Raw genomic sequence first — 24737 nt, forward strand, 5'->3', positions numbered from 1 at the left:
GATGCTTTTTTTATTATTAACACTTAATTAGATTTAAGAACCACACATCAAGCAATCATCTCCTTCGGCTTCTTTTGCTTGAGCAATTAATGCTTTCATTTCTTCAGCAGTCATAGGCTCTACTTCAGCAGCTTGTTTTTCGGCAAATTTAGCTGCTGTTTTTGCTGCCTTTTGCTTTTGTTGGGCAACAATAGTTTCCGAGACCTCAACGGTTTCGGCAACTGGTTCTTCTTTCTTTTTAGTATCTAATGTAAACTTAATGGCGTCAACGGCACTTTTAGTACGCAGGTAATACATACCTGTTTTTAAACCACTCTTCCATGCATAAAAATGCATAGACGTTAATTTGGCCATAGTAGCACCTTCCATAAATAAATTTAAGGATTGGGATTGATCAATAAAATATCCTCTATGACGTGACATGTCGATAATATCTTTCATACTCAATTCCCAAACGGTCTTATATAATTCTTTTATGTCTTGTGGAATGATATCAATCCCTTGTATGGATCCATTGGCTCTCATAATATCTTGCTTTAAGCCTTCATCCCATAAACCAAGTTCAACCAAATCTTCTAATAAGTGTTTATTGACCACAATAAACTCACCAGATAATACACGACGTGTGTAAATATTTGATGTGTAAGGTTCAAAGCACTCATTATTCCCAAGAATTTGTGAGGTTGATGCTGTTGGCATTGGCGCTACTAATAACGAATTACGAACACCATGTTTTTTAACATCTTTACGCAATTTATCCCAATTCCAACGACCACTTAACTCTTCATCTTTAATACCCCAAAGGTTGTGCTGAAATTCACCCTTACTAATTGGTGAACCCTTGTATGTTTTATAAGGACCGTCTTCTTTTGCCTCTTCCATACTAGCTGTAACAGCAGCAAAATAAAGCGTTTCAAAAATTTCTTGGTTTAAAGCTTTGGCTTCATCACTTGTAAAAGGCATACGCAGTTTAATGAAGGTGTCTGCCAATCCCTGAACCCCTAATCCAATTGGTCTATGACGGAAGTTTGAATTTTCAGCTTCTTTAACTGGATAATAGTTTCTATCAATAACCTTGTTTAAGTTTTTGGTAACACGTTTGGTAATACGGTACAACTCCTTATGGTCAAATTCGTCATTTTTAATAAACATTGGTAATGCAATGGATGCCAAATTACACACAGCTACTTCATCTGGAGAGGTATATTCTAAAATCTCGGTACATAAATTTGATGAGCGAATAGTTCCTAAATTCTGTTGGTTGGATTTGCGGTTGGCTGCATCCTTATAGAGCATATAAGGCGTACCTGTTTCAATTTGAGATTCTAATATTTTTTCCCAAAGTTCTCTTGCCTTTATGGTTTTGCGTCCTTTCCCTTCGGCTTCATATTTTAAATATAATTCCTCAAAGGCTTCGCTGTGTGTTTCATCAAGTCCAGGACACTCATTAGGACACATTAATGTCCAATCTCCATTTTCTTGAACACGTTTCATAAATAAGTCAGAAATCCACATTGCATAAAACAAATCACGTGCTCGCATTTCCTCTTTACCATGATTTTTCTTTAAATCTAAAAAGTCGAAAATATCAGCATGCCATGTTTCAATATAAATTGCAAAACTACCTTTACGTTTTCCGCCTCCTTGATCAACATATCTTGCAGTATCATTAAAAACCTTCAACATTGGAACAATTCCATTTGATGTACCGTTTGTTCCAGCAATATAACTTCCTGTAGCCCGAACATTATGGATAGCCAAACCTATTCCGCCAGCTGACTGTGAAATTTTTGCTGTTTGCTTTAGTGTATCATAAATACCATCGATACTATCTTCTTTCATGGTTAACAGAAAACAAGATGACATTTGAGGTTTTGGTGTTCCTGAATTAAATAATGTTGGTGTAGCGTGTGTAAAATACTTTTTTGACATTAACTCATAGGTTTCAATGGCAGCATCTAAATCATTTAAATGAATCCCTATTGAAACACGCATAAGCATGTGTTGTGGACGTTCGGCTATTTGTCCATTTATCTTCAGTAAATAAGATCTTTCTAGCGTTTTAAACCCAAAATAATCATATCCAAAATCGCGATTATAAATAATAGTTGAATCCAATTTTTCTTTGTTTTCATCTATCACTTTATAAACTTCGTCTGATAAAAGTGGTGCTTTTTTCCCCGTTCTTGGATTTACATACGTGTAAAGATCGTGCATAACATCACTAAATGATTTTTTAGTGTTTTTATGTAAGTTAGATACAGAGATACGAGCTGCCAAACGTGCATAATCTGGATGAGCCGTTGTTAAGGTCGCTGCAATTTCAGCAGCTAAATTATCAAGCTCACTAGTGGTTACACCATCATACAAGCCTTCAATAACTCGCATAGCAACTTTTACTGGGTCCACAAGTTCATTTAATCCATAACACAGCTTTCTAACTCTTGCTGTGATTTTGTCAAACATCATTGGTTCCTTTCTACCGTCTCTTTTTACTACATACATATTTTTACACGTTTTTTAGTCTTTCCTGATACACCTTCAGAAAATGGGTTAATTAGTTGGTTTATTTGTTTCAATAATACTACTGAAACACGCTAGTTTTATAAATAAGGAAATAGAGACTTATGTGAAGATACACAAATGATTGCTATTAACTTATTTTAAGGGTTTTTTGTATTATCTAAAAATCAGCGTCAAAACTGAATTTATCTTTTTCTTCTTCTTTATTTAAAACACCTGCTTTTTGATATTCTGAAACGCGCTTCTCAAAGAAATTGGTTTTCCCTTGCAACGAAATCATATCCATAAAATCAAATGGATTGGCTGTATTATACTCTTTTTCACAACCAAGTTCATGTAATAATCTATCAGTAACAAACTCTAAATATTGTGACATTAATTTAGCATTCATCCCAATTAAACTTGCTGGAAGCGACTCGGTAATAAACTCACGCTCAATATCCAAAGCATCAATAAGAATTTCTCTTATACGCTCTTTAGAAACTTTATTAACCAAATGCTCGTTGTGCAGATGTACGGCAAAATCGCAATGAACACCTTCATCTCTGGAAATTAACTCATTTGAGAATGTTAAACCTGGCATTAAACCTCTTTTCTTTAACCAGAAGATTGAGCAAAATGCTCCAGAAAAGAAAATACCTTCAACAGCTGCAAATGCAATAAGACGTTCTGCAAAACTTGGTGATTCAATCCATTTTAATGCCCAATCTGCCTTCTTTTTGATAGCAGGGAAATTTTCAATAGCATTAAACAACTGATTCTTTTCTTTTTCATCTTTTACATACGTATCAATCAATAAAGAATACGTCTCACTGTGAATGTTCTCCATCATGATCTGGAAACCATAGAAGAATTTGGCTTCACTATACTGAACTTCATTAACAAAATTCTCGGCTAAATTTTCGTTTACTATACCATCACTTGCTGCAAAAAAGGCTAATATATGTTTAATAAAATAGCGTTCGTCATCATTTAATTTAGAAGACCAATCTGTCAAATCTTGATGTAAATCAATTTCTTCAGCGGTCCAAAAACTGGCTTCAGATTTTTTATACCATTCCCAAATATCATGATGTTGAATAGGAAAAATCACAAATCTATCTTTGTTTTCTTGTAAAATTGGTTCTGTTGCCTGAGACATGTTACTAGTTTTTTTATTAAATTTTAATGAATATTTTGGTGTTATTTGGGACTAACAAAGATTGAAAAATGTGTTCGAAAATGAAAGGTTAAGTTATAAACATTGTCAACAAGTTTTTAACAAAAACTTAAGAACAACTAAACACATCAAAAACAAAAAAATATTTCTATATATTTGATATTCAGTTTATTACAATGTTTTTGTCAAGTAGGAAATTACACGTTAAAACAAGGAAACAATACGGCTAGACTGCGATACAACCCATTTGAAAAATGAGTTCTTTTACAAAAGAAAAAAGCAGTAGAGATACTGCTTTTTCTTCTAACTAACTAACTAATAAATTTAATGAAATTTAAATAAAAAAGCTAGACGAGTCTAGCTTTTCAAGATTAATAGCAATTACCCTTTAATAAATGTATAAACCTTTAAATAATTTAATAGCGACACTAATTTCTTACAAAAAAGCTTACCATACACTTCAAAATGTATGGTTGGTAATAAATACTGTATAAGTGGTTTATTGGAATAAAACCTCTCTAAACTTAAAGTAAAATTTAATTTTTAAAATATTTAATATTCCTATATTTGGAACTATGATAAGAGCCGTAATTGTTGACGATGAACAAAAAGCTATTGATAGCCTGTCATGGGAATTGAAGAAATTTAATTCTGAAATAACTGTTATTAAAACTTATAGCAAGCCTGAGGGTGCTATCCAGTTTCTCAATTCCAACTCAACTGATTGTTTATTCCTTGATATTAACATGCCAACAATGGATGGGTTTCAGTTTTTAGATAAATTGGTTAACAGAGATTTTGCAATAGTAATTACCACTGCCTATAACGAATATGCGTTGAAAGCCCTGAAGCATGAAGCAATTGATTACTTATTAAAACCCATAGATTCAGATGATCTTAAGGAAACGATAAAAAAGATTAAGAAACATAACACCAATAGCTTACCCATATCAAAAATTGAAGAAGTTCTTTTAAATTTCAATAAAAACTTCAACCAGAAAAAAATTACCATTAGTACAGATGGAAAGCTTATTTTTCTAGAAACTGACAACATTATATACATAGAATCTGACGGTAACTACAGTACGTTCGTTATGCAGGATCAACAAAAAATTGTAGTCACAAAAAAATTAAAGGAAGTAAATGCCATTTTACCTGAAAATTACTTTTTCAGAATCCATAATTCATACATAATTAATTTAAATAAGATTAAGGAGTTTATAAAAAACGATGGTTATGTTGTTATGCAAACAAACGATAAAATACCTGTTGCCAGACAACGTAAATCAGATTTTTTAGACAAAGTATAGAACATGAATTCCTTTAAACACATCTTATCATTAAAAAAATTCATTGGTTTTATCATTTTTTTTGTTTGTACTAGTAATATCTATGCTCAAGAACAAATTGCTGATTTCTACAAAAGGGTAGATAGTGTCATTGCGTTAAACATTAAAGACTTAACCTCTTTAGATTCTGTTTTTTTAACAACTAAAAAAGACACCATAAAAATGTCTTATCTAGTTCATAAAAGTGCTAAAACAGATTATTTAGAAGGTGAATGTTATGCTTTAAATGCTCTAGGAACTTCTTTTAGAAATATATCTCATTATGATGAAGCTATTTCAATGCATGAAAGAGCTTTAAGAATTTCAAGAGAAATTGAAAACCTCGAAATGGAAGTATTGAGTTTAAACATGCTTGGGGTTGTATATAGGCGTATGGATGCCATTAGGTCAGCACTAGACTACCATAAGGACGCATTGGATTTAGCTGAAGCTGAAGCATCCCCTTCTTTAGAGATTGAACGTAGCATTGCGGTTTCACAGAATAGCATGGGCAATATTTATCTAGCTTTGAAACAATATGATTTGGCGCTGGAACAATTCCACAAATCATTAAAAATTGAAACCAGATTGAACAATCAACTTGGTTTAGCCATAAACAATCACAACATTGGTTATGCAAAAGAGAAAAAAGGGCAGCTTAATGAAGCCCTCGAACACTATCAATTGTCTTTGCGCTATAATAATGAAATTGACTCTGATATTGGACGTGTCATATGCTACAATAGTATTGGCAAAATATACATCTTACAGGATGATTATCAAACAGCTTTACCAATCATAAATCAAGCTCTCGAAAAAGCAATTGAAGTAAATGACCAATATTACATTGCGACGTCTTATCTTAATCTAAGCCTCATACAATTAAGAAAAAATCAATATGATGTTTCAAAGGAAAATCTTAATAAAGCCTTATCAATTGCCAAAAATTATAATTTAAAATCTTCAGAAATTGAAGCGTACAACTATCTTTCAGAACTTCACGAAAAAACAGGTGATGTAAGTACAGCGCTATCATATTATAAAGATTATATTAAGTTGGAAGAAACTTTAACAAGTGAACGTAATCTGCAATATGTAAACGACTTGATAATAAAATATGAAAGCGAAAAAAAGAACAACCAAATTAAGGAATTGGCTAGTGAGAATGAAATAGTAAAACTCAAATTGGCACAGAACAAAAAAACTTTATTATTAAGCCTTTTGGGTGGTTTTTTAATTGTGATTATTCTATTTGTTTTACATAGACAAAGACAACTTCGCAATGAAAAGCGTATTGTAACTTTAGAACAAGAGATGTTACGAAACCAAATGAATCCCCATTTTATTTTTAATTCTCTTAACTCCATTAAACTTTACATAATAAACAATGAAAAGGAAAATGCTGTTTATTATTTAAACAAATTCTCTAAACTCATTAGGAAAATATTGGTCGCTTCAACTGAAAAAGAAATCTCTTTGGAAGGTGAACTAGAAACCATGGCATTGTATATGAACATTGAAAACATAAGGTTTTCAAACGGCATAAATTACCATGTAAATATTGATCCCAATGTGAATACATCAACCGTCAAAGTGCCTTCTCTTATTTTACAGCCTTTTTTGGAAAATGCCATTTGGCATGGGTTGTCAACTAAATCAGATAATAAAGAAATTACTATTGATATTAAAAAAGCAAACCATAGCCATATTACAATATCAATTACAGATAACGGTATTGGCAGAAAGGCTTCACAAAAAATTAAAAATGAAAAAAAACTAAAAAGGCAGTCTGTTGGAATTGAGATAACAAAAGCACGATTGGAGAATTTCTCTAAAAACTTTAATGATGACTACGCTTTAGACATTATTGATTTGTTTGAGGCTGGAACACCAACTGGCACAAAGGTAGTTTTAAGTATTCCAATCAAACAATCTAGTTTGAAAATTGCATGAAATCATCTGTAATCTGCTGCAACCTTCTCCAATTCAGCATACCAATCTTCACCAAATTTTCTTATGAGCGCATCCTTTACAAATTTATAGACAGGCACTTGGAGTTCTTTACCTAACGAACAAGCATCATCACAGATTTGCCATTTTTCATAATTCACTGCTGAAAATTCAGAATATTCCTTAATACGGATTGGGTATAGATGGCATGACAAAGGCTTTTTCCACTTTATTTCACCTTGATTATAAGCCTCTTCAATAGCGCATAAAGCGGTTTTATTTTCATCAAAAATCACATAGGCACAATCTGCTCCATCAATCAAAGGTGTTTCAAAATCACCATTTTCTGTAGTTATAAAAACCCCTTGTTGTTCAATGGCTTTTATACCTTCTTTTCGCAAAAATGGCTTAACATTAGGATATATCTCTTGCAAGATATTGGTCTCGCTTTTTTCCAATGGTGCTCCAGCATCACCATCAATGCAACAAGCTCCTTTGCAAGCCGAAAGATTACAAACAAAATCTTTTTGGATTATATCCTCTGAAATAATGGTTTTTCCTAGTTGAAACATGGTGCAAAAATAACTAAAGTTTATATTTAATTGCTATTGAATATCAGAGATAATAGACTACTTTTGCCGAAAATTTAAAAACTCCAGTAATGGCACTAGATATAAAAGAGATCTTCACAGCGTTTATGGTGCTTTTCGCTGTTATTGATATTATAGGAAATATTCCAATTATTATAGATTTACGCAAAAAAGCTGGGCATATTCAAAGTGAAAAAGCTTCGATTATTGCAGGTATTATTTTGATATTGTTTTTATTTGTTGGAAAGAACATTCTCTCACTTATAGGGATTGGTGTTAACAGTTTTGCTGTAGCTGGTGCTTTTATCTTATTCTTTATTGCTTTGGAAATGATTCTAGGAATAACGCTTTATAAGGAAGATGAAAGCTCTGCAATGACCGCATCGGTATTCCCATTAGCATTTCCACTAATTGCTGGACCTGGAAGTTTAACAACTTTATTATCTTTACGTGCAGAGTTTCGTGTTGAAAATATTATTGTTGCCGTTATATTGAATGTTGTAATCATTTATATTGTTCTTAAAACATCAGCACGCATTGAAAGACTCATAGGACAGAACGGTATCAATATTATCAGAAAAATATTTGGTGTGATATTACTGGCAATAGCCGTTAAACTTTTTGCTCATAACTTTAAAGAACTAATTGCATAACTATGAAAATAATTTCTGCTATACTATCAATTATTGCTGTTGCACTTATTATTTACAACGCGATGATGGTTGATTTGAACAATCCGTTTGAAGGTGACAGTTTAATAGCACTAATAACCATTTTTGCAGCATTATGCGCCATTATATTGCTTCAAATATTGATGGTTTCAAAAAAGATTGAAGCGAAATCTAAAAGTAGAAAATGATTTATGATGCACTTATAATTGGTGGTGGTGCCGCAGGTCTATCGTGTGCACTAGTCCTTGGGTCTGCAGGTCAAAAGGATTTTACTAAAGACAAAATTATAGGTATCATTACGCACCAAAAAGCGTCACATTTACAATCCGCTCTTTTTAATAATGTATTAGGTTTAAATCCTGGGACTACTGGTAAATCGATATTGGAAAATGGCAAAAACCAATTAGCTGAACTGTATCCACATATTGAACAAATTGACAATGAAAAAGTCACAGCTGTTACGTCTAAAAATGATTATTTCATCATTACAACCACCAAAGCTATTTACCAAACCAGAATTGCAGTAATTGCTGTAGGATATACCAATTTATTTAATATTCACGGGTTGGAATCCTACATAAAACCGCATCCACGAGCAAAAGCTGAAAAAAATAGAATTTGGTTAGAAAATACAGACCATTTAGTTAGAAAAGGATTATATGTCGCTGGCACTTTGGCAGGATGGCGCAGTCAGTTTGCCATAGCTTGTGGTAGTGGGTCTCATGTAGCGACCGATATTTTAACTCTTTGGAATGATGGTGAGCACACCAAAGTTCATGATAAACTATAATTTAGTTTTCTTGGTCTAATTTAATGACCTCATCAATCATAATATCATTTTGATTGATGACTTCTTCAAAGGCACCATTACCAAATAATTGAGAAGCTAACGTAGCTTTTATATATTGTTTCACCTCTTCATTGTAGGCTACAAACGTGATATTAGCTTTTGTTTTGGCATTCAAATAATCTTGAAAAGCCATAACCATATCATCACTTACATTGTAAAATTCAATGAATTCATCGCGAGAAATATTCTTGTAAAAACTCCTGTCTTTTTCTAATTCCTCAAAAACAAAATTACTTATAAAACCCCTACGTCTTAAAAACGTTAACGTTTCATTCTGCATACTTAAATCCAATGGCACGAAAATATCAGGTATAATACCACCTCCACCATATACTACTTTCCCTTTTGGTGTCGTGAATTTTAAAGAGTCCGCAACTTCTATTTTTTCGGGATCAAGAAACTCACCTCTGTTTAATCTCTCAAAATAATCATCATAATAATCCTTATTCCCATTTTCATAGGAACGTTGAATGGATCTGCCAGTTGGTGTATAATACCTTGAAACGGTTAATCGAACAGCACTACCATCTCCCAACTCCATCTCACGTTGTACCAATCCTTTACCATAAGAGCGGCGACCCACTATTGTCCCTTTGTCATTATCTTGCAATGCTCCTGCAACTATTTCACTAGCTGAAGCTGAATTTTCATCAATCATTACATAGACTTTAGCATTTTCAAAATCACCTTTTTTAGTAGCGTAGCTTTTCTCAATATTACCACGCTTATTTTTTGTGAAGAGTATTAATTTGTCATCTTCTAAAAATTCATCAACTATTTGCTCGGCTATCCCCAGAAAGCCGCCAGGATTTCCTCTCAAATCAATTGCTAAGTCTTGAACACCTTGTTTTTTAAGCTTTTTAAGTTCTTTAGAAAATTCTTTATACGTAGATTCAGCAAATCTGTTTATCTTAATATACCCTAATGTTTCGGTCAACATATAAGCGGCATCAACACTCTGAATTGGGATATTATCTCGTTTCACATTAAACTTTAGGACTTTAGGCTCACCTTTTCTGACAACTCCTAACTCAACTTTTGAGTTTATTGGTCCTTTTAATTTATTTACAATTTCAGAATTGCTCAAATCCTTTCCAAAAATAGAGTCTCCATTAGCCGTTATAATACGATCTCCACCTTTTATTCCTGCTTTGTCACTAGGACTACCTTCAATAGATCGAATAACAGTTATGGTGTCTTTATAAGTATAAAAGCTAATACCAATACCTACAAAATCACCTTTCATGTTTTCAGATACGCGCTGCATATCTTCCTTGGGAATATAAACAGAATGTGGATCTAGATTTTCTAGAATACCATTAACAGTTACATCAACAATACTATCTGTATTAACATCATCAACATACTCATAGTCAATAAAATCTATTAGTCTGTTTAGTTTGTCTTTTTTACTATTGGAAGAAAACAGTCTATCAGAATTGTCAGAAAAATTCAATTTTCCACCAATAAAGATACCAGCAGCTATGCCGATACCCAATAACAATGGAAGATATTTTTTTTGAATTTTCATGACGACTGTAAATCTTCAATTAATTTTAAATCTATTCCTGCCTTTTTTAAAAACCGTAATCCAGAATCATCCTTGTAAGCTTCACTGTAAACAACTCTAATAATACCAGCCTGATGAATAAGCTTGCTACACTCCTTACAAGGTGATAGTGTTATATATAAAGTAGCTCCTCTTGATGATTGTGTGGAAGCAGCAACTTTTAAAATTGCATTCGCTTCTGCATGCAATACATACCATTTGGTATAACCCTCGTCATCTTCACAATAGTTTTCAAAACCTGTTGGTGTTCCATTATACCCATCAGATATTATCATTCTATCTTTTACAATTATCGCGCCAACTTGCTTTCGTTTACAATAAGAGAGTTTCCCCCATTCTTTTGCCATTCTTAAATACGCTTTATCGTATTTAAGCTGTTTCTGTTCTTTCATACATTTGAATGCTTATAACGAATATAATGGGTTCGTGTTTTAATTACAACCCGAAGATTGAAGTTTTATGAAAACTTTAGGTTATGAAGACTCTTTATTATGACAGAAAATCACTGCCTAAAATCATAGGGATAACTAGACCAACAACTATAGCTGAAATCACCATAATCCAATCGCGTTTCGAAAAACGAAAGACTGTTTGCATGATATATCCTAAAAAAAGAACAATAAATACAATAATCACTTGGGCTATTTCAATACCTAATGCAAACTCCAATAGGGTTACTAGTTTATTATCTGCTCGGCCAACCAAAATTTGAAATTCTCGGGCAAAACCTAAACCATGCACTAAACCAAAAAATAAAGTTGAAAAAAATAAGACACCAACTCGCTCTTTTTGAGCCCCTTTACCAGCGGTAAACACATTAAAAAGTGCTACTACCATAATGGTAATAGGTATTAAAAACTCAACCAATTGGCCATTGACACTAACCACGTTATAGGCAGCCAAGACTAAAGACAATGTATGTCCCAAGGTAAATAATGACACTAATAGTAATACGCGTTTCCAGTCTTTAAATAAATATGGAACGGTTAATACAATAAGAAATAACACATGATCATAAGCATTTATATCAAGTACATGATTAATGCCATATTCAACATTAAACCAAAAATCTTCAAGCATTGTTTATGTAGTTTTAAGGGTGCGTTCAAATATACAATTTAAAACGAAAAGTTTGTGATTTTTGTATGTTATAGATATCTTGTTCAATGATTTTAATCATCATTATCTTATGATAAATAGTGCTAAAAAATTTCTTGTATTATTCTTTATACTAATAGGTTTCTTTGGTTTTGCACAAGAAGAACAAGAAAATTCAGATGAGATTCATCATCATTCCATTTCAATTCTTTTAGGCCACACCACTATTTTTCAAGGTTTTGAAAACGGCAAAAGAAAAACAGAATCAGAACCTTCTTGGGCTGTAAATTATAATTATATGTTCAACGACAAATGGGCTTTAGGCTTACATAACGACATTATAATTGAAAATTTTGTGGTTGAAAAGACTTCAGGCGATGAAATCCTTGAACGAAATACACCTATTACTTCACTAATAGTTGGAACCTATAAAATATTTGATGGTTTTGGTGTTGAGCTTGGTGGTGGATTAGAATTTGATAAAAACGAAAGTTTTAGAGTGGCAAGAATTGGCGCTGAATATGGAATAGAGATTACTAAACACAACCTAGAAGTTCTCTTATCACTTGATTATGACATCGTTATAGACGCATATGATGGACTCAATATTGGGATAGGGATTGCTAAAAAACTTTAAAATTTTCGTTTTTTGTCGATTAGTTTGATTTAATGTTAAAAGTAGATATCTATTCGTCTTATAAATCAGACTTACAGTTATCTGTAATTGTTTTTAATGTTGCCTTTAAGCTTTTTAAATCAGTATCTGAAATATTTTTGAGCGCTATTTTTCTATTCTCAATAATTACAGGAGTTAATTTATCAACAATTGTATGGCCTTTTGCTGTAAGTTTTAAAACAAATTTCCTTCTGTCTGATTGATTAATTGATCGAGACAAATAGCTCTTTTTTACCAATAGTTCAATTATTCGAGTTAACGATGCATAGTCTTTAAATAAAATTTGAGCTAACTCTTTTTGAGAACTATCCGGATCTTCTTTTATAAGGTTTAACGTCAGTAACTGATCTAAAGTTATATTTGGATCAATGACCGATATTTTTTTCTGAGCATACTTTCTATATTCTTTTATAGCCTCATCTATATAATAGAAAATACTTTTACGAGGGTCTACTTTAAACATTTAACATTTTTTTTGATGCAAATATAATTGATATATCAATTAAAAAAATATTTTTGCTCTGAATTATAATTCTATAAAATAGTAATGACACATAAAAAAGCAATAATTGATTATTTTATACTCTTAGCATTTGCACTTGCTCTTGGTTGTCAAGGGAATGGAAACAATAATGAATGGTACTTAACTCATAATTCAAACAAAATAGAGGAATCTGTTCCATTGGCTCCAGGCATTATATCTTCTAATCAAATAGAATATGGCGGAAATATTTCTCAAAAATATAAAGAAATATATTTTACTGTAAATGATTCCAGTTGGAAATCATCCTATCCTGTGGTAAGTAAATTTACAAACAACAAATTAACAACCAGAGATACCGTTCGTTTTGCAGAAAAAAAAATGCAAGGTGGAGACACTCATATCTCACCCGATGGAGATAGATTATTTTTTGCTTCTAGATTTAATATTGATACTACACAAAATGACGGGAATATATGGGTGGCCAATCGTACACAAAACGGTTGGTCTAAAGCTAAAAAGTTACCCCAAGCTATAAATTCAGAACTTGGAGAATATTCGCCTTCTCAAACAAATTCCGGTAATATCTACTTTACAAGATTTTCAGAAGAAACTCATGGTGATATTTATGTTTCTAAACTTATTAATGGTAGTTATCAAGAAGCTGTCAGATTACCCAAAACAGTGAATAGTAAATTTATTGAATGTGATAGTTGGGTTTCACCAGATGAATCTTTCATACTATTTGTTAGAAGATCTGAAGATGGCTTTGAAGACAGTTACGGGTTCTATGATATGTATATCAGTTTTAATACAAACGGAAAATGGTCCCAAGCTAAAAATTTAGGAGGAGCCTATAATACAAAATTTACCGAGGGAAGCCCTTCTTTAACTCACGATTTAAAACATATACTCTATACATCTAATAGAAAATCTAAAGACCCAAAGACATTTGACGGCTCATTAGATATCTACATTCAAAAATTTGATTTGGAAAATGTTAAATCTAAACTATCTTTTTAATGAACTTATAATGAATAGATCTATAGTTGTAAGTATAGTTGTGCTTTTTTTTAATATTAATTTAAATGGACAAAACAATCAGTCTATTAAAGAAGAATTATTGTTTTTATCAAAGCAATTTAAAGATTCATTAAACTTTAACGGCAGTTTGTTTGTAGTTAAAAATAATGAGGTGCTTTTAGACAAGTCTTATGGTTATTCCAATTTTGAGCATCATACTAAAATCACCAATGAAACGCCTTTTAGAATAGCTTCAGTAAGTAAAATGTTTACTTCGTATGCTATTTATATTTTGGCATCTCAAAGTAAACTGACATTAGAAGATAAAGTTGTAAAGTATCTGCCAAAGTTAAACTCAAAATTCAACAATATAAAGATTAGTCATATTTTAAATCACAGAAGTGGTTTAACAAGAACCGTTGATAATTATCTGGAAAATGCACCTCATTTAACATATAGCTCAAAGGAAATAATCAATGCTGTTAATAAAACCGATTTAGCATTTCAACCAGATGAATCGTTTCAATATTCTAATGTTGGGTATAGTTTATTGGGATTAATTATTGAAAGCATAACCAACCAAGATTATGGAGAAGCAATGAAAAGTTTAATTTTTTCACCTTTAAGATTAAAACAAACATCCCACGAAATTGAAGGTCGTGTAATTAAAAATATTGCATCTGGTTATAACTTTTTAGAAGGAGAAACACTTAAAAGCGAGCATGAAAACAAATCGCATGTGTTGGCTGCGGGATCTATCATGTCTTCTATTAACGATTTATATCGCTTTTCTCAAGAAATAATAAAAGGAACGTTACTTACAAAGGAGTTGCATCAACAATACCTTGCATTAGATCAGAACTTTAGAACTCATGGTGGATTAATTACCTGGAACTATTCTTCTAAACTTCCTTTAGAAGAAAAAGGAGGTCAAATAGTAATGCATTCAGGGTTATGCCCTGGGTTTTCAAGTACTGTTGCTATCTTTTTAGAGCACGATTTAGTAGTTATAGGTTTGTCTAATAGAAACCCAATAGACATGTCTAAAATGTATAATAAGCTTGGAAATGTTGCTTTAGGATTTGAAAAAGAAATAGTTAATACAACAACAATTAATAAACTTAATGCTCTAATTGTAAAAGGAAAACTTAATGAAGCTTTAAAACTGTATAGAACTTTATTGGATAAAGATGATGCTCATAAAATTAAAGCTACAGAGCTTAATAATTTAGGATATAACTATTTGCAATATCAAATGAACAAAAAAGCGATAAATGTATTTACTTTTTTTACCATGGTATATCCAGAAAACGCAAATGCTTATGATAGTTTAGGTGAAGCCTATGCAACAGATAATAGTACAGACGAAGCTATTAAGGCTTACAAAAAAGCGATTGATTTAAACCCAAACAATACAACGGCTAAAAAGATTATTAATGAATATAATTTGAGTCAACAAAATGAATAAAATAAACCTAATATTTATTGCAATAGTATGCTTAACAGCATTGACCTTTTCTGAATCTCACATAAAACCCAACGATTTTGAAGAAAAATCAGACACTTATTTTAATTCTCAAAACATTGTAGGGAAGGTAACTTATAAGTCCCATAAAAAGATGAAAACCTTGTTAGATAGCACTAAATACGATAAAGAAACTATAGAAAGCGTACAAGGTTATTTTACAAAACAATTTCAAAAGGAATATGTTTTAGAGTTTAATAAAACCAAATCCTTATTCTTTGAAAAAGAAAAACTAGATCTAAATGGTAGCACCAATAATTCCAGTGATAAATTGTTCAAAGATTTCACCACAAGGCGTTATGTGCATAAAAAGGAATTATTGGGAAAGGTGTTTTCAATTCAAGACACCATTCACGCTAAAGAATGGCAAATTCATCAGGAAATAAAAAACATAGGGATATATTCATGCTCCAAAGCAACACTTCAATACAAAAAAAACGACTCCTTAATTTTGGTTACTGCATGGTTTACAACTCAAATACCAATAGCTAATGGACCTCTATTATATGATGGTCTTCCAGGACTTGTTTTACAGGTAGATGATGGCAACTTCAGCTATTTGTGCACAAATGTAGAACTTCAAAATGAAAGCAAGGAGTTTAAAACTCCTAAAGGCGGTAAGGTAGTCTCTCAATATGAATTTGATGTCATTTTATCAGAGAAATCAAAAAAAGGCAAAGCTCGTGCAGTAGAGTATTTAAAGACAATAGAATCATCTCGCAACTAATTAAAATTTAGTTACTAAATTTTCAAAAAATAGAACTACAAAAAACAAAAAAATGAAGAAGTTAGTAATAGTCTTATTCTTAATGAGCTGTATTAAAGCAAGTCCTCAAAAAAAAGAATTTAATGCTCCTGGTGAGTTTGTTGATATAGGCGGACATAATATTCATTTATTAGTGGAGGGCAAAGACAAAAAAGGACCAACGGTAGTATTTTTTCATGGTGCAGGCGATATTGCATTACATTGGAATTTAGTACTACCAAAAGTTGGAAGGTTTGCAACAGCTGTAGCTATTGATTTTGCAGGAGAAGGCTGGAGTGAACATGGTCACGGACTAGCATTAAACCAACAAGTATATGATACCTATCAGACCTTACAAAAAGCTGGCTACAAAGCACCATACATTGTTGTTGGACATTCTTTGGGCGGTATTCAAGCCAATTTGTTTGCTGTAGAATATAAAGATGAGGTAAAAGGAGTAGTCATGGTTGATGCTACACATCCAGATGTGACACTTAAAATCTTTAACAAGGAAACAAAACAAATGGAATGGAAACGTATGCGTTTAACTGCTGACCAGTCCATAAAAGAAGTGGTAAAAACACCATTGACTGAAAAGCCTGAAATAAAATCGTTTCAAGGGAAACGAGACTTTGGAGATATGCTTAAAAAGTTTTCTGATGAAGATAAAGCGCGCTTCAATTGGATTTATAATGAGCGCCCTTTCACTTACGTAAAAGGACAAAGTAATACTTATGAAGCTGAAATTATGCAAGATATGTATCTAAATAAAGGGAAATACACTTTGGATGACATTCCGTTAATAGTCATTGCTGGAGGAAATAAAAGTATGCCTGAAGGCGATGAAAATTGGAGTTCAGAGCAGTTAGTAAAACATAGAGACTCGTTACAAAAAGATTTACTGAATCTATCTACAAATAGTAAGCTAATTATTGCTAAAAAAAGTGGGCATTACATACAAATTGATCAACCTGAAATAATTGTTAAACAAATAAGACAATTGGTTAAAAATCAATAAGCACAACTGTAACAATTTTATTATGAGGCTATCTTAATTAAAACAAACAGAACAACAATGAATAAAAAAATCTATTTCAATATCATAACTATAGTCTTAATTACTTTAAACGCTCATTCACAAAGCAATATTACTAATCACTTAACTTTTGGAGAGTTTTCCGTAGGCTATAAAGTGTTTCACACCTACGATAATAGCCGCTCTTTCTTCCAAAAATATGATTATTACGGCAATAGAACAGAATACCCAATAGGCAGGCCAATGCAAGTTTCTATTTGGTATCCGTCGAAACTCGGTAATAAATCTAATAACTTACTGTATAAAGATTATATTGGTTTCACGTCATCTGAAATAGACTTTGAAAAAACATCAATAGAAGACAAAGACACTAGTATCAATGCGCTTGTTAATTCCTTAAACAACAAGACAAAACAAGATCAATTAAAAAAAATACTGAATAGCAATACCCATGCTCTTCTAGATGCTGATGAAATCACAGGCGATTTTCCAATCATTCTTTATGCACCACCAATGAATACTTCTGCAATAGATAATAGTATTATGTGTGAATATTTGGCAAGTAAAGGATATGTTGTGCTTTCGGTTATGGCAAAGGGTGAATTTTCACAACTTCAACAAAGAAATTTAAACGCTGTTAAAGTTCAGGCTGAAGATTTAGCATTCTTGTTACAATATGCAAAAAGAAAATATCCGAGTAATAAAATTGGTGTTTTCGGGTTTAGTTTAGGCGGATTGTCAAACATTGTATTCGCCTCAAAAAATAAAGCTGTAGATGCAACCATTTCATTAGATGGCTCCATTATGTCCCAAGGATGGTTGAATGACTTTACAAAAAGTGAATTGTACAATCCAGAACGTTTTACTTCAAATCTACTATTCATTGGTAAAAATTTAAAGTCACCCGATCAAAATCCAGCAACATTTCTTGAAAATGTAAAATATGCTGACAAAGCCTTGATTAGATACGATATTGAAAACCATAATTACTTTTCAGGTTTATTCTTATTGTATGAAATGGTTAATAACAAAACTCTAACTGAAGATGAAAAAGAAACCCATTATAAGTTTTATGCAGAAATGACTAACTATATAGGGCTCTTTTTTGACCACTATTTAAAGGACAAAAATAGTTTTAAAGAGTATGAGCCTATAAGCCATGATTTTAGTTTTCAATTTAAAAAAGGCAAAAGAGCACCTTTAGATCCTAATTCCATAGGACAGTTAATCATTGAAAAAGGGGTTGACTATGTTGAAACGATAATCGACTCAACCTTGACCTATGAAGAAGATTACTTAAATACGGTAGACTGGCGAAGTTTGTTTCAAACCGCTAGTACTTTGAGAAACAACAATCAAGTTAATGAAGCCATTAAAACCTTATTATTAGCAGATCGTGTGATGCCAGACTTTTATACAATCCATCGTGAGCTAGGAAACTTATATTTAGAAAAAAATAACTCAAATTTAGCTGCAAAACATTATCAAAAAGCATTAGCTGACAATCCAAGAGACGTAGAAAGTTCAAATGCTTTAAAGCAACTAAAAATTAAAATACCAGATTATCATGACACCCGTATAGAGGACCTACAACCCTATCTCGGTAAATATATTGTTGATAGCGAAAGATATAGAGAAGTATATCTTAAGGATGGTAAGCTTTATCTGGAGTCTAATTACTGGGTGGAACCCATAATTTTATGGCCATATAAAGCAAATGTATTTTTAGTAGAAAGTGATAACCCAAGAGACAATATGCAGATTCTATTTCAATTTAATACTGATGAAGAAGTTGTTTCGATGAGTATTCGTGGCTTAAATTCAGGAAGGGTAAATGCTCCAAACATAAAGGAATAATAGATTTTAAACTTATAACCGTGAGAGCTTTACTTTCTTCCCTAATAATTAATTTTTTATCAAAACAACACTAAAACAAAAAGCCTGAAAAACAGTAGTTTAACAGGCTTATTATGTACTCAAGGTGGGAATCGAACCCACACTCCCGAAAGAACTGGATTTTGAATCCAGCGCGTCTACCAATTCCGCCACTTGAGCATTTAGGACTGCAAAATTATAAAATAAAATAGTATAAGCAATTAAAAATAGTAGCTTTTATGCTTTTGCAGTTGAAATAAATTCCTAAATTTGCACCTCGTTTAACAAAACCGATTTAATTCGTTATTAAACAACTCATTAACAATGCCTGATATAGCAACTGAAGCCAAGATTTTTACATGCTCTCAAAGCAAAGTATTAGCCGAGAAAATTGCTAACGCTTTTGGTATTAGTATGGGTAATGTTATTACTTCAACTTACAGTGATGGCGAATTTCAACCATCATATGAAGAATCTATTCGTGGTGCTCGCGTATTTATTATTGGTTCTACACATCCTGGACCTGAAAATCTGATGGAAATGTTATTGATGATTGATGCTGCAAAACGTGCATCTGCGAGACACATCACTGCTGTATTACCCTATTTTGGTTGGGCTAGACAAGATAGAAAAGATAAGCCAAGAGTTCCAATTGCAGCTAAACTTGTTGCAAAAATGCTTGAAGCCGCAGGAGCTACTCGTATAATTACTATGGATTTACATGCTGATCAAATTCAAGGATTTTTTGAAAAACCAGTTGATCACTTATTTGCATCAACTATCTTCTTACCTTACTTAAGAAGTTTGAATTTAGATAACTTAACAATTGCTTCACCAGACATGGGTGGATCCAAAAGAGCTTATGCATATTCTAAAGCTTTAGAAAGTGATGTAGTCATTTGTTATAAGCAAAGAGCCAAAGCCAATGTTATTTCGCATATGGAATTAATTGGTGATGTTACTGGTAAGAATGTTGTTTTAGCTGATGATATGGTTGATACGGCAGGCACCTTAACCAAAGCAGCTGATTTAATGATGGAACGTGGTGCGTTAAGTGTAAGAGCTATTTGTACGCATCCAATTTTATCGGGTAATGCTTATGAACGTTTAGAAAACTCAAAATTAGAGGAATTAATCGTCACAGATTCTATTCCCTTAAAACAAGAAAGCAGCAAAATACGTGTATTAAGCTGTGCCGAACTTTTTGCCGAAGTTATGCAGAATGTGCATTACAACAAGTCAATTAGTTCGAAATTTATAATGTAATTTAATAATTAATATAAATAAAAATGAAGTCAATTACAATCAACGGATCTCAAAGAGAAAGCGTGGGCAAAAAGTCAACAAAAGCCTTACGTAATGCTGGACAGGTACCTTGCGTTTTATACGGAGGTGATAAGCCAGTGCATTTCTCTGCTGATGAAATCGCATTTTCAAAACTGGTTTATACGCCTAACGCGCATACAGTTGTGATTACTATGGATAATGGCGAAAGCTACAATGCCATCATGCAGGATATTCAATTTCATCCTGTAACAGATAGAATTCTACATATAGATTTCTACCAACTACACGAAGGAAAACCTATTACTATGGAAGTTCCTGTACACTTTGTTGGTAACTCTAAAGGTGTAAAAGCAGGTGGTGTTTTACGTAAAAACTCTCGTAGATTACGTGTTAAAGCCTTACCTAAAAACTTACCAGATTTTATTGAGGTAGATATTACGCCTTTAAAGCTTGGAAACAAATTATATGTAACGGCTTTAGAAAATGATCTTTATAAAATCATGCACTCTGAAAACACAGTAGTTTGTCAAATTAAACGTGCAAGAGCTGCTATGGTTCTTGAAGTTGAAGATGAAGACGAAGAACTTGAAGAAGGAGCAGAAGGAACTGAAGCTACAGCTGAAGGAGCAGAAGCACCTGCAGAAGCTTCTGAAGCTCAAGAATAAATTTCAATTACATGAAATCATAAAAAGCATTCTGATTATTCAGAGTGCTTTTTTATTTTTACATAAATTCTATTTATGTTTCGTTTCATTTATAATTTATTGAAAAGAAAAGAAGCTGATCAAATTGATCAAGAAAATGATGTTATGAAAAAGTTTTTAATTGTAGGATTAGGTAATATTGGAGAAAAATACGCTCATACCAGACACAATATAGGATTTAAGATATTGGATTTTCTGGCTGAAAAAGAAGATTTAAAGTTTGAAGCTCAAAAATTAGGCGATATTACTACGTACAAATTTAAAGGAAGAACTTTTATTCTTTTGAAACCAAGCACCTATATGAATTTGAGTGGCAAAGCCGTTTTATATTGGCTTACCAAAGAAAAAATTCCTTTGGAAAACCTACTGATTATTACTGATGATTTAAACCTACCTTTTGGTAGCATACGATTAAAAACTAAAGGTAGTGATGGTGGTCACAATGGTTTGAAGGATATTCAAGATAAACTACAGACTACAAAATACAACCGATTCCGATTTGGAATTAGTGATGAGTTTAGTAAGGGACGACAAGTAGATTACGTTTTAGGTGAATGGAATGACGACGAAAAATCCAAACTACCAGAACGCCTAGAAAAATCTGTTGAACTTATAAAATCTTTTGGAACAGCAGGAGTAAATAACACTATGAATACATTTAACGGAAAATAAAAAAGGAAACCGAATGGTTTCCTTTTTTATTTTAGATTGATTGCTAAAATTACTCTACTAAAATCTTTTTAATAGTTTGTTTGTCACCGTCGTTCACTTTTACAAGATATACTCCTGATTGAGCATTATTTAAATCAATAACCTTATTAAAGTTTGCGTTATTGTTAAATGACTTATTATAAACCGAACGACCTCTTATATCATAGACTTCAACAATAATATTACTATTTGAACGCGAATTCAATTTAATTGTAAAAGATCCATTATTAGGATTAGGGAAAATAGCAAATTCTTCAAAACTATTTTCATATATTGATAATGAAGGTATGGTACAAACTTCTAATGTCCATTCACTTAATTGACCACCATCCTGATTAAATGCATCAACGATATTTAATGTCCAATCTCCTTGAGCATCTTCTCCATTAAAAGCAGATAAAGACTCTGTAGGGACAAAAGTTGCACCGTTGATTGGAGGACAAGGTATTGCACTAGGCGTTACAGCATCATCAAATCCAAAATTAAAGTTATCTAAATCGTCACAGATATCACCTACCAATTCTACTTCAGTGCCTGAAGGACTAATTAAGGTGAAAGTTAAATCACTAACCCAGGTATGTAATCCTGTTATATTTGTAACATTTACATCAATTACTTCACCACTATCAGGTATGTTAATAATAGAATTATATTCTAATCCCGCACCTGTTGGAGAAATGGCAACAGGTGTATCGTTGGTAGTTGTAGTACAATTAGGACAACCATCTCCTGAAACTACTGTTATATAATCTTCAATTAATAGAGTATCTGTCCCTTCAGAATTTGTTACTTCTAATGTCACATCAAAAGTACCAATCGCGCTATAAGCTACTGTTGGGTTTTGGTCATTAGAAACAGCCGGAGAACCACCTTCAAATGTCCAAGTCCATGATGTACCTGCTGGTTGCGTTAAATCTGTAAACATAACTGTGTTTTGGGAATCCAAACAAATTACAGTGTTATCTGCTCCTATACCCGCAACTGGTGGCCCATGCAACAAAGCAATAGTGTAACCACAATCTGATAAGCTACTGTATATAATATCTAACTCACTTACATCATAATTAAGATTAACAGCTGCTTGGTAAACAGCATTGGCAGCATCATTTTGGCTTGAACCCCCATTGGTCATTCCTAAACCTTCATAGAAAATTTTATCCATCTGTTGTTGGCCAATTTGATCCCAAACACCCATTAAACAAGTAGCCCAAATTTGACCGTTGGCGTGAATGGAACCTGTAAGTCCTCCTGGATAAGTAGCCCCATAATCGGTTGTGCGACCAGGCCAACATGGGTTGTGTCCATCCCAGTTAAAGACATAATTCCAAGCAGGATCTGTATCAGACCAATAACCATTCGCAATACTAATTCCTCTATTATAGGACTGCGCTACATAATCTCCACAGCCCTCACTTAATCCATCTACTTGAGATAATCCGCCGCTGGTTACCCAATCGTGCAAACCATGACCCAATTCATGATGAATAACGTCAGAATCTTCGGCATCATCTACACAACCTTCTCCAAAAGAAAGTCTTCCAGCGCCTCCAGTATAATAGGAATTGTCCGCTCCACCAGCACCATGAGGATCATACTGAACACCTCCTGAATATTGATATGGCATAACATCACAACCTAAAGTATTATTTATATAATTCATCATATAATCAATATGATAATAAGTGTTTACTGGTTCAAAACCTTGATCTTGTCTATTAAAAATAAAATCAGGTGAATTTTGTGTAAATAAACCTGTATTAGGCGTATCAAAGTCAATAATTTCAGCACGAGGCCCTACCAATGAATAAGTACTTCCATTTTGAGTAATATCATTCAATGTTACACTAAAACGAGCGGCATCTAAAGATGCGTTTGTAGCATCATTTCCATCGACATACTGACCTCCATAAGTAACCGTGTTAGATGTTAATGGGTCTGGGTCAAACACCATTCCTGTTCCATTAACTCGTCTTCTGTAATTTCTGTTTTCGTTATGCTCACAATTTTCTGAACAGTTTTTATCGTGTTCAGTGTAATAACAGTTTTTATCAACTGCCTTAAAAATTTCACCAGTCAAAGCATCAATAAAAACATGCCACTCTCCTAGTGGTTCAGTTGCTGAAATAACAACTTCATGAGCTAATTTTGTGATTTTGGAATTTTTATAAACAACCAAATGACTATCTCTAAAACTAATACTACTTTGTACATTTAGATAACTATTTGCAATTGTAAAAGCATCATTTTCAGATATACTTGGCTGGATATTTCTCAAATTCACATGGCTTTGGTAACTATTCATCACATAAACCACTTTGTTTTCAGGGGAAATTGTAATAGTAACTTCATTATTATTTACTGGGTAATTACCAAAATATTGTCGGTATCTCACTACAGAACCTACATCGGTGGTTCTTGTGGCATGGTGACGTAAATTAGAAATCTCATTGGTAGGAATACCAAGTTTTTTTGATTCCTGTTGCAAATAATACATAGCCATAGATTCTGGCGAACCTTGTGGCACTTCAAAATTAAGATCATATAATGCCACTGGTAAACCTGTTGCAACATTATAGCGGCCAGATTTTCTAATTTCAGTTTCAATTAGTTCATCTGCCTCCAAATTTATCTCAATGGCTCTTTGAGGCATTTCCTTTTGAGCAATTGTAATTTGGGTAACTAGAATAAAAATGCTAAAGAATAAAAGTTGTCTTTTGCAAGTTGCATAACGAGTAGTAATTTTTTGCATTTAATTAATTGTATTAAGTTAATTCTTAAGGTGATACTCAACAAAAATGAGGATATATTTTTTTATTCAATAATTTTTTTGCTAAAAATTTATAAATATTCAATGAATTCAATCTTTTTTGTCAAAAAATCTAAAAAACTAACTTAAAAAACTATTTTTCTTTTGTAATTTAGACGCTCAATTTTC

Annotated in this window: 22 protein-coding genes and 1 tRNA gene; 14 read left to right on the forward strand and 9 right to left on the reverse strand. The window is 32.5% G+C overall.

Features of this window, described 5'->3' with window-relative positions:
- Positions 1 to 33: 33 nt before the first annotated feature.
- On the reverse strand, positions 34 to 2505 hold the full coding sequence (locus tag C1S72_RS06700) for a ribonucleoside-diphosphate reductase subunit alpha (protein WP_104734852.1): 2472 nt from the start codon (positions 2503 to 2505) through the stop codon (positions 34 to 36).
- 178 nt (positions 2506 to 2683) lie between these two features.
- Positions 2684 to 3664 (reverse strand): ribonucleotide-diphosphate reductase subunit beta, encoded by a 981-nt coding sequence (locus C1S72_RS06705; protein WP_104734853.1) that lies wholly within the window; start codon positions 3662 to 3664, stop codon positions 2684 to 2686.
- Positions 3665 to 4257: 593 nt separating this feature from the next.
- Here C1S72_RS06705 and C1S72_RS06710 point away from each other — a divergent pair.
- The gene (locus tag C1S72_RS06710) at positions 4258 to 4992 is read left to right on the forward strand and encodes a LytR/AlgR family response regulator transcription factor (protein ID WP_104734854.1); all 735 of its coding nucleotides are present in this window, start codon (positions 4258 to 4260) and stop codon (positions 4990 to 4992) included.
- Between the two features lie 3 nt (positions 4993 to 4995).
- A complete protein-coding gene (locus C1S72_RS06715) occupies positions 4996 to 6963 on the forward strand; it encodes a tetratricopeptide repeat-containing sensor histidine kinase (RefSeq protein ID WP_104734855.1) in 1968 nt (655 codons plus the stop codon).
- A gap of 2 nt (positions 6964 to 6965) precedes the next feature.
- On the opposite strand, the gene C1S72_RS06720 is transcribed toward C1S72_RS06715, so the two are convergent.
- On the reverse strand, positions 6966 to 7532 hold the full coding sequence (locus C1S72_RS06720; protein ID WP_104734856.1) for a DUF3109 family protein: 567 nt from the start codon (positions 7530 to 7532) through the stop codon (positions 6966 to 6968).
- Between the two features lie 89 nt (positions 7533 to 7621).
- On the opposite strand from C1S72_RS06720, the gene C1S72_RS06725 reads away from it, so the two are divergent.
- Genes C1S72_RS06725 through C1S72_RS06735 form a run of 3 tightly spaced genes read left to right on the forward strand, consistent with a single transcriptional unit; the run spans position 7622 to position 9011 of the window.
- A complete protein-coding gene (locus tag C1S72_RS06725) occupies positions 7622 to 8203 on the forward strand; it encodes a MarC family protein (RefSeq protein WP_104734857.1) in 582 nt (193 codons plus the stop codon).
- Positions 8204 to 8205: 2 nt separating this feature from the next.
- Positions 8206 to 8409, forward strand: a complete 204-nt coding sequence (locus C1S72_RS06730) for a hypothetical protein (protein WP_104734858.1) — start codon at positions 8206 to 8208, stop codon at positions 8407 to 8409.
- Positions 8409 to 9011 (forward strand): FAD-dependent oxidoreductase, encoded by a 603-nt coding sequence (locus C1S72_RS06735; RefSeq protein ID WP_104735819.1) that lies wholly within the window; start codon positions 8409 to 8411, stop codon positions 9009 to 9011. The genes C1S72_RS06730 and C1S72_RS06735 overlap by 1 nt, the downstream gene beginning before the upstream one ends.
- Position 9012: 1 nt before the next feature.
- On the opposite strand, the gene C1S72_RS06740 is transcribed toward C1S72_RS06735, so the two are convergent.
- From C1S72_RS06740 to C1S72_RS06750, 3 genes are all read right to left on the reverse strand, one after another.
- Positions 9013 to 10602, reverse strand: coding sequence for a S41 family peptidase (locus C1S72_RS06740; protein ID WP_104734859.1), 1590 nt, complete (start codon positions 10600 to 10602; stop codon positions 9013 to 9015).
- Positions 10599 to 11033 (reverse strand): deoxycytidylate deaminase, encoded by a 435-nt coding sequence (locus tag C1S72_RS06745; protein WP_104734860.1) that lies wholly within the window; start codon positions 11031 to 11033, stop codon positions 10599 to 10601. The genes C1S72_RS06740 and C1S72_RS06745 overlap by 4 nt, the downstream gene beginning before the upstream one ends.
- Before the next feature lie 97 nt (positions 11034 to 11130).
- The gene (locus C1S72_RS06750; RefSeq protein WP_104734861.1) at positions 11131 to 11721 is read right to left on the reverse strand and encodes a HupE/UreJ family protein; all 591 of its coding nucleotides are present in this window, start codon (positions 11719 to 11721) and stop codon (positions 11131 to 11133) included.
- Positions 11722 to 11830: 109 nt separating this feature from the next.
- On the opposite strand from C1S72_RS06750, the gene C1S72_RS06755 reads away from it, so the two are divergent.
- A complete protein-coding gene (locus C1S72_RS06755; protein WP_162919938.1) occupies positions 11831 to 12376 on the forward strand; it encodes a hypothetical protein in 546 nt (181 codons plus the stop codon).
- Positions 12377 to 12434: 58 nt separating this feature from the next.
- Here C1S72_RS06755 and C1S72_RS06760 read toward each other — a convergent pair whose 3' ends face one another.
- Positions 12435 to 12878 (reverse strand): MarR family winged helix-turn-helix transcriptional regulator, encoded by a 444-nt coding sequence (locus C1S72_RS06760; RefSeq protein ID WP_104734863.1) that lies wholly within the window; start codon positions 12876 to 12878, stop codon positions 12435 to 12437.
- A gap of 84 nt (positions 12879 to 12962) precedes the next feature.
- Here C1S72_RS06760 and C1S72_RS06765 point away from each other — a divergent pair, with 84 nt between their 5' ends.
- From C1S72_RS06765 to C1S72_RS06785, 5 genes are read left to right on the forward strand one after another with little or no spacing between them, the layout of a single operon-like run.
- A complete protein-coding gene (locus C1S72_RS06765; RefSeq protein WP_104734864.1) occupies positions 12963 to 13919 on the forward strand; it encodes a TolB-like translocation protein in 957 nt (318 codons plus the stop codon).
- 10 nt (positions 13920 to 13929) lie between these two features.
- Positions 13930 to 15387, forward strand: coding sequence for a serine hydrolase domain-containing protein (locus C1S72_RS06770; protein WP_162919939.1), 1458 nt, complete (start codon positions 13930 to 13932; stop codon positions 15385 to 15387).
- Complete coding sequence (locus C1S72_RS06775; RefSeq protein ID WP_104734866.1) at positions 15380 to 16171, forward strand: GLPGLI family protein; 792 nt, start codon at positions 15380 to 15382, stop codon at positions 16169 to 16171. The genes C1S72_RS06770 and C1S72_RS06775 overlap by 8 nt, the downstream gene beginning before the upstream one ends.
- Before the next feature lie 52 nt (positions 16172 to 16223).
- Positions 16224 to 17207 carry an alpha/beta fold hydrolase gene (locus tag C1S72_RS06780; protein ID WP_104734867.1) on the forward strand — a complete coding sequence of 328 codons (984 nt, stop codon included), beginning with the start codon at positions 16224 to 16226 and terminating at the stop codon, positions 17205 to 17207.
- Positions 17208 to 17264: 57 nt separating this feature from the next.
- Positions 17265 to 19082: a dienelactone hydrolase family protein gene (locus tag C1S72_RS06785; protein WP_104734868.1), complete on the forward strand. Its 1818-nt coding sequence runs from the start codon at positions 17265 to 17267 to the stop codon at positions 19080 to 19082.
- 116 nt (positions 19083 to 19198) lie between these two features.
- Here the strand turns inward: C1S72_RS06785 and C1S72_RS06790 are convergent.
- A tRNA-Leu gene (locus C1S72_RS06790) sits at positions 19199 to 19280 on the reverse strand.
- A gap of 144 nt (positions 19281 to 19424) precedes the next feature.
- On the opposite strand from C1S72_RS06790, the gene C1S72_RS06795 reads away from it, so the two are divergent.
- The 3 genes from C1S72_RS06795 (at position 19425) to pth (ending at position 21763) form a co-directional block, all read left to right on the forward strand.
- A complete protein-coding gene (locus C1S72_RS06795; RefSeq protein WP_104734869.1) occupies positions 19425 to 20366 on the forward strand; it encodes a ribose-phosphate pyrophosphokinase in 942 nt (313 codons plus the stop codon).
- Between the two features lie 23 nt (positions 20367 to 20389).
- Complete coding sequence (locus C1S72_RS06800) at positions 20390 to 21052, forward strand: 50S ribosomal protein L25/general stress protein Ctc (protein ID WP_104734870.1); 663 nt, start codon at positions 20390 to 20392, stop codon at positions 21050 to 21052.
- Between the two features lie 144 nt (positions 21053 to 21196).
- Complete coding sequence (gene pth, locus C1S72_RS06805) at positions 21197 to 21763, forward strand: aminoacyl-tRNA hydrolase (protein WP_394338525.1); 567 nt, start codon at positions 21197 to 21199, stop codon at positions 21761 to 21763.
- A 49-nt stretch (positions 21764 to 21812) separates the two neighbouring features.
- Here the strand turns inward: pth and C1S72_RS06810 are convergent, their stop codons facing one another.
- The gene (locus tag C1S72_RS06810; RefSeq protein ID WP_104734872.1) at positions 21813 to 24551 is read right to left on the reverse strand and encodes a T9SS type A sorting domain-containing protein; all 2739 of its coding nucleotides are present in this window, start codon (positions 24549 to 24551) and stop codon (positions 21813 to 21815) included.
- Positions 24552 to 24737: the final 186 nt, after the last annotated feature.

This window comes from Hanstruepera ponticola, from assembly GCF_002940745.1.
In the GTDB taxonomy this organism is placed as follows: Bacteria; Bacteroidota; Bacteroidia; order Flavobacteriales; family Flavobacteriaceae; genus Hanstruepera; species Hanstruepera ponticola.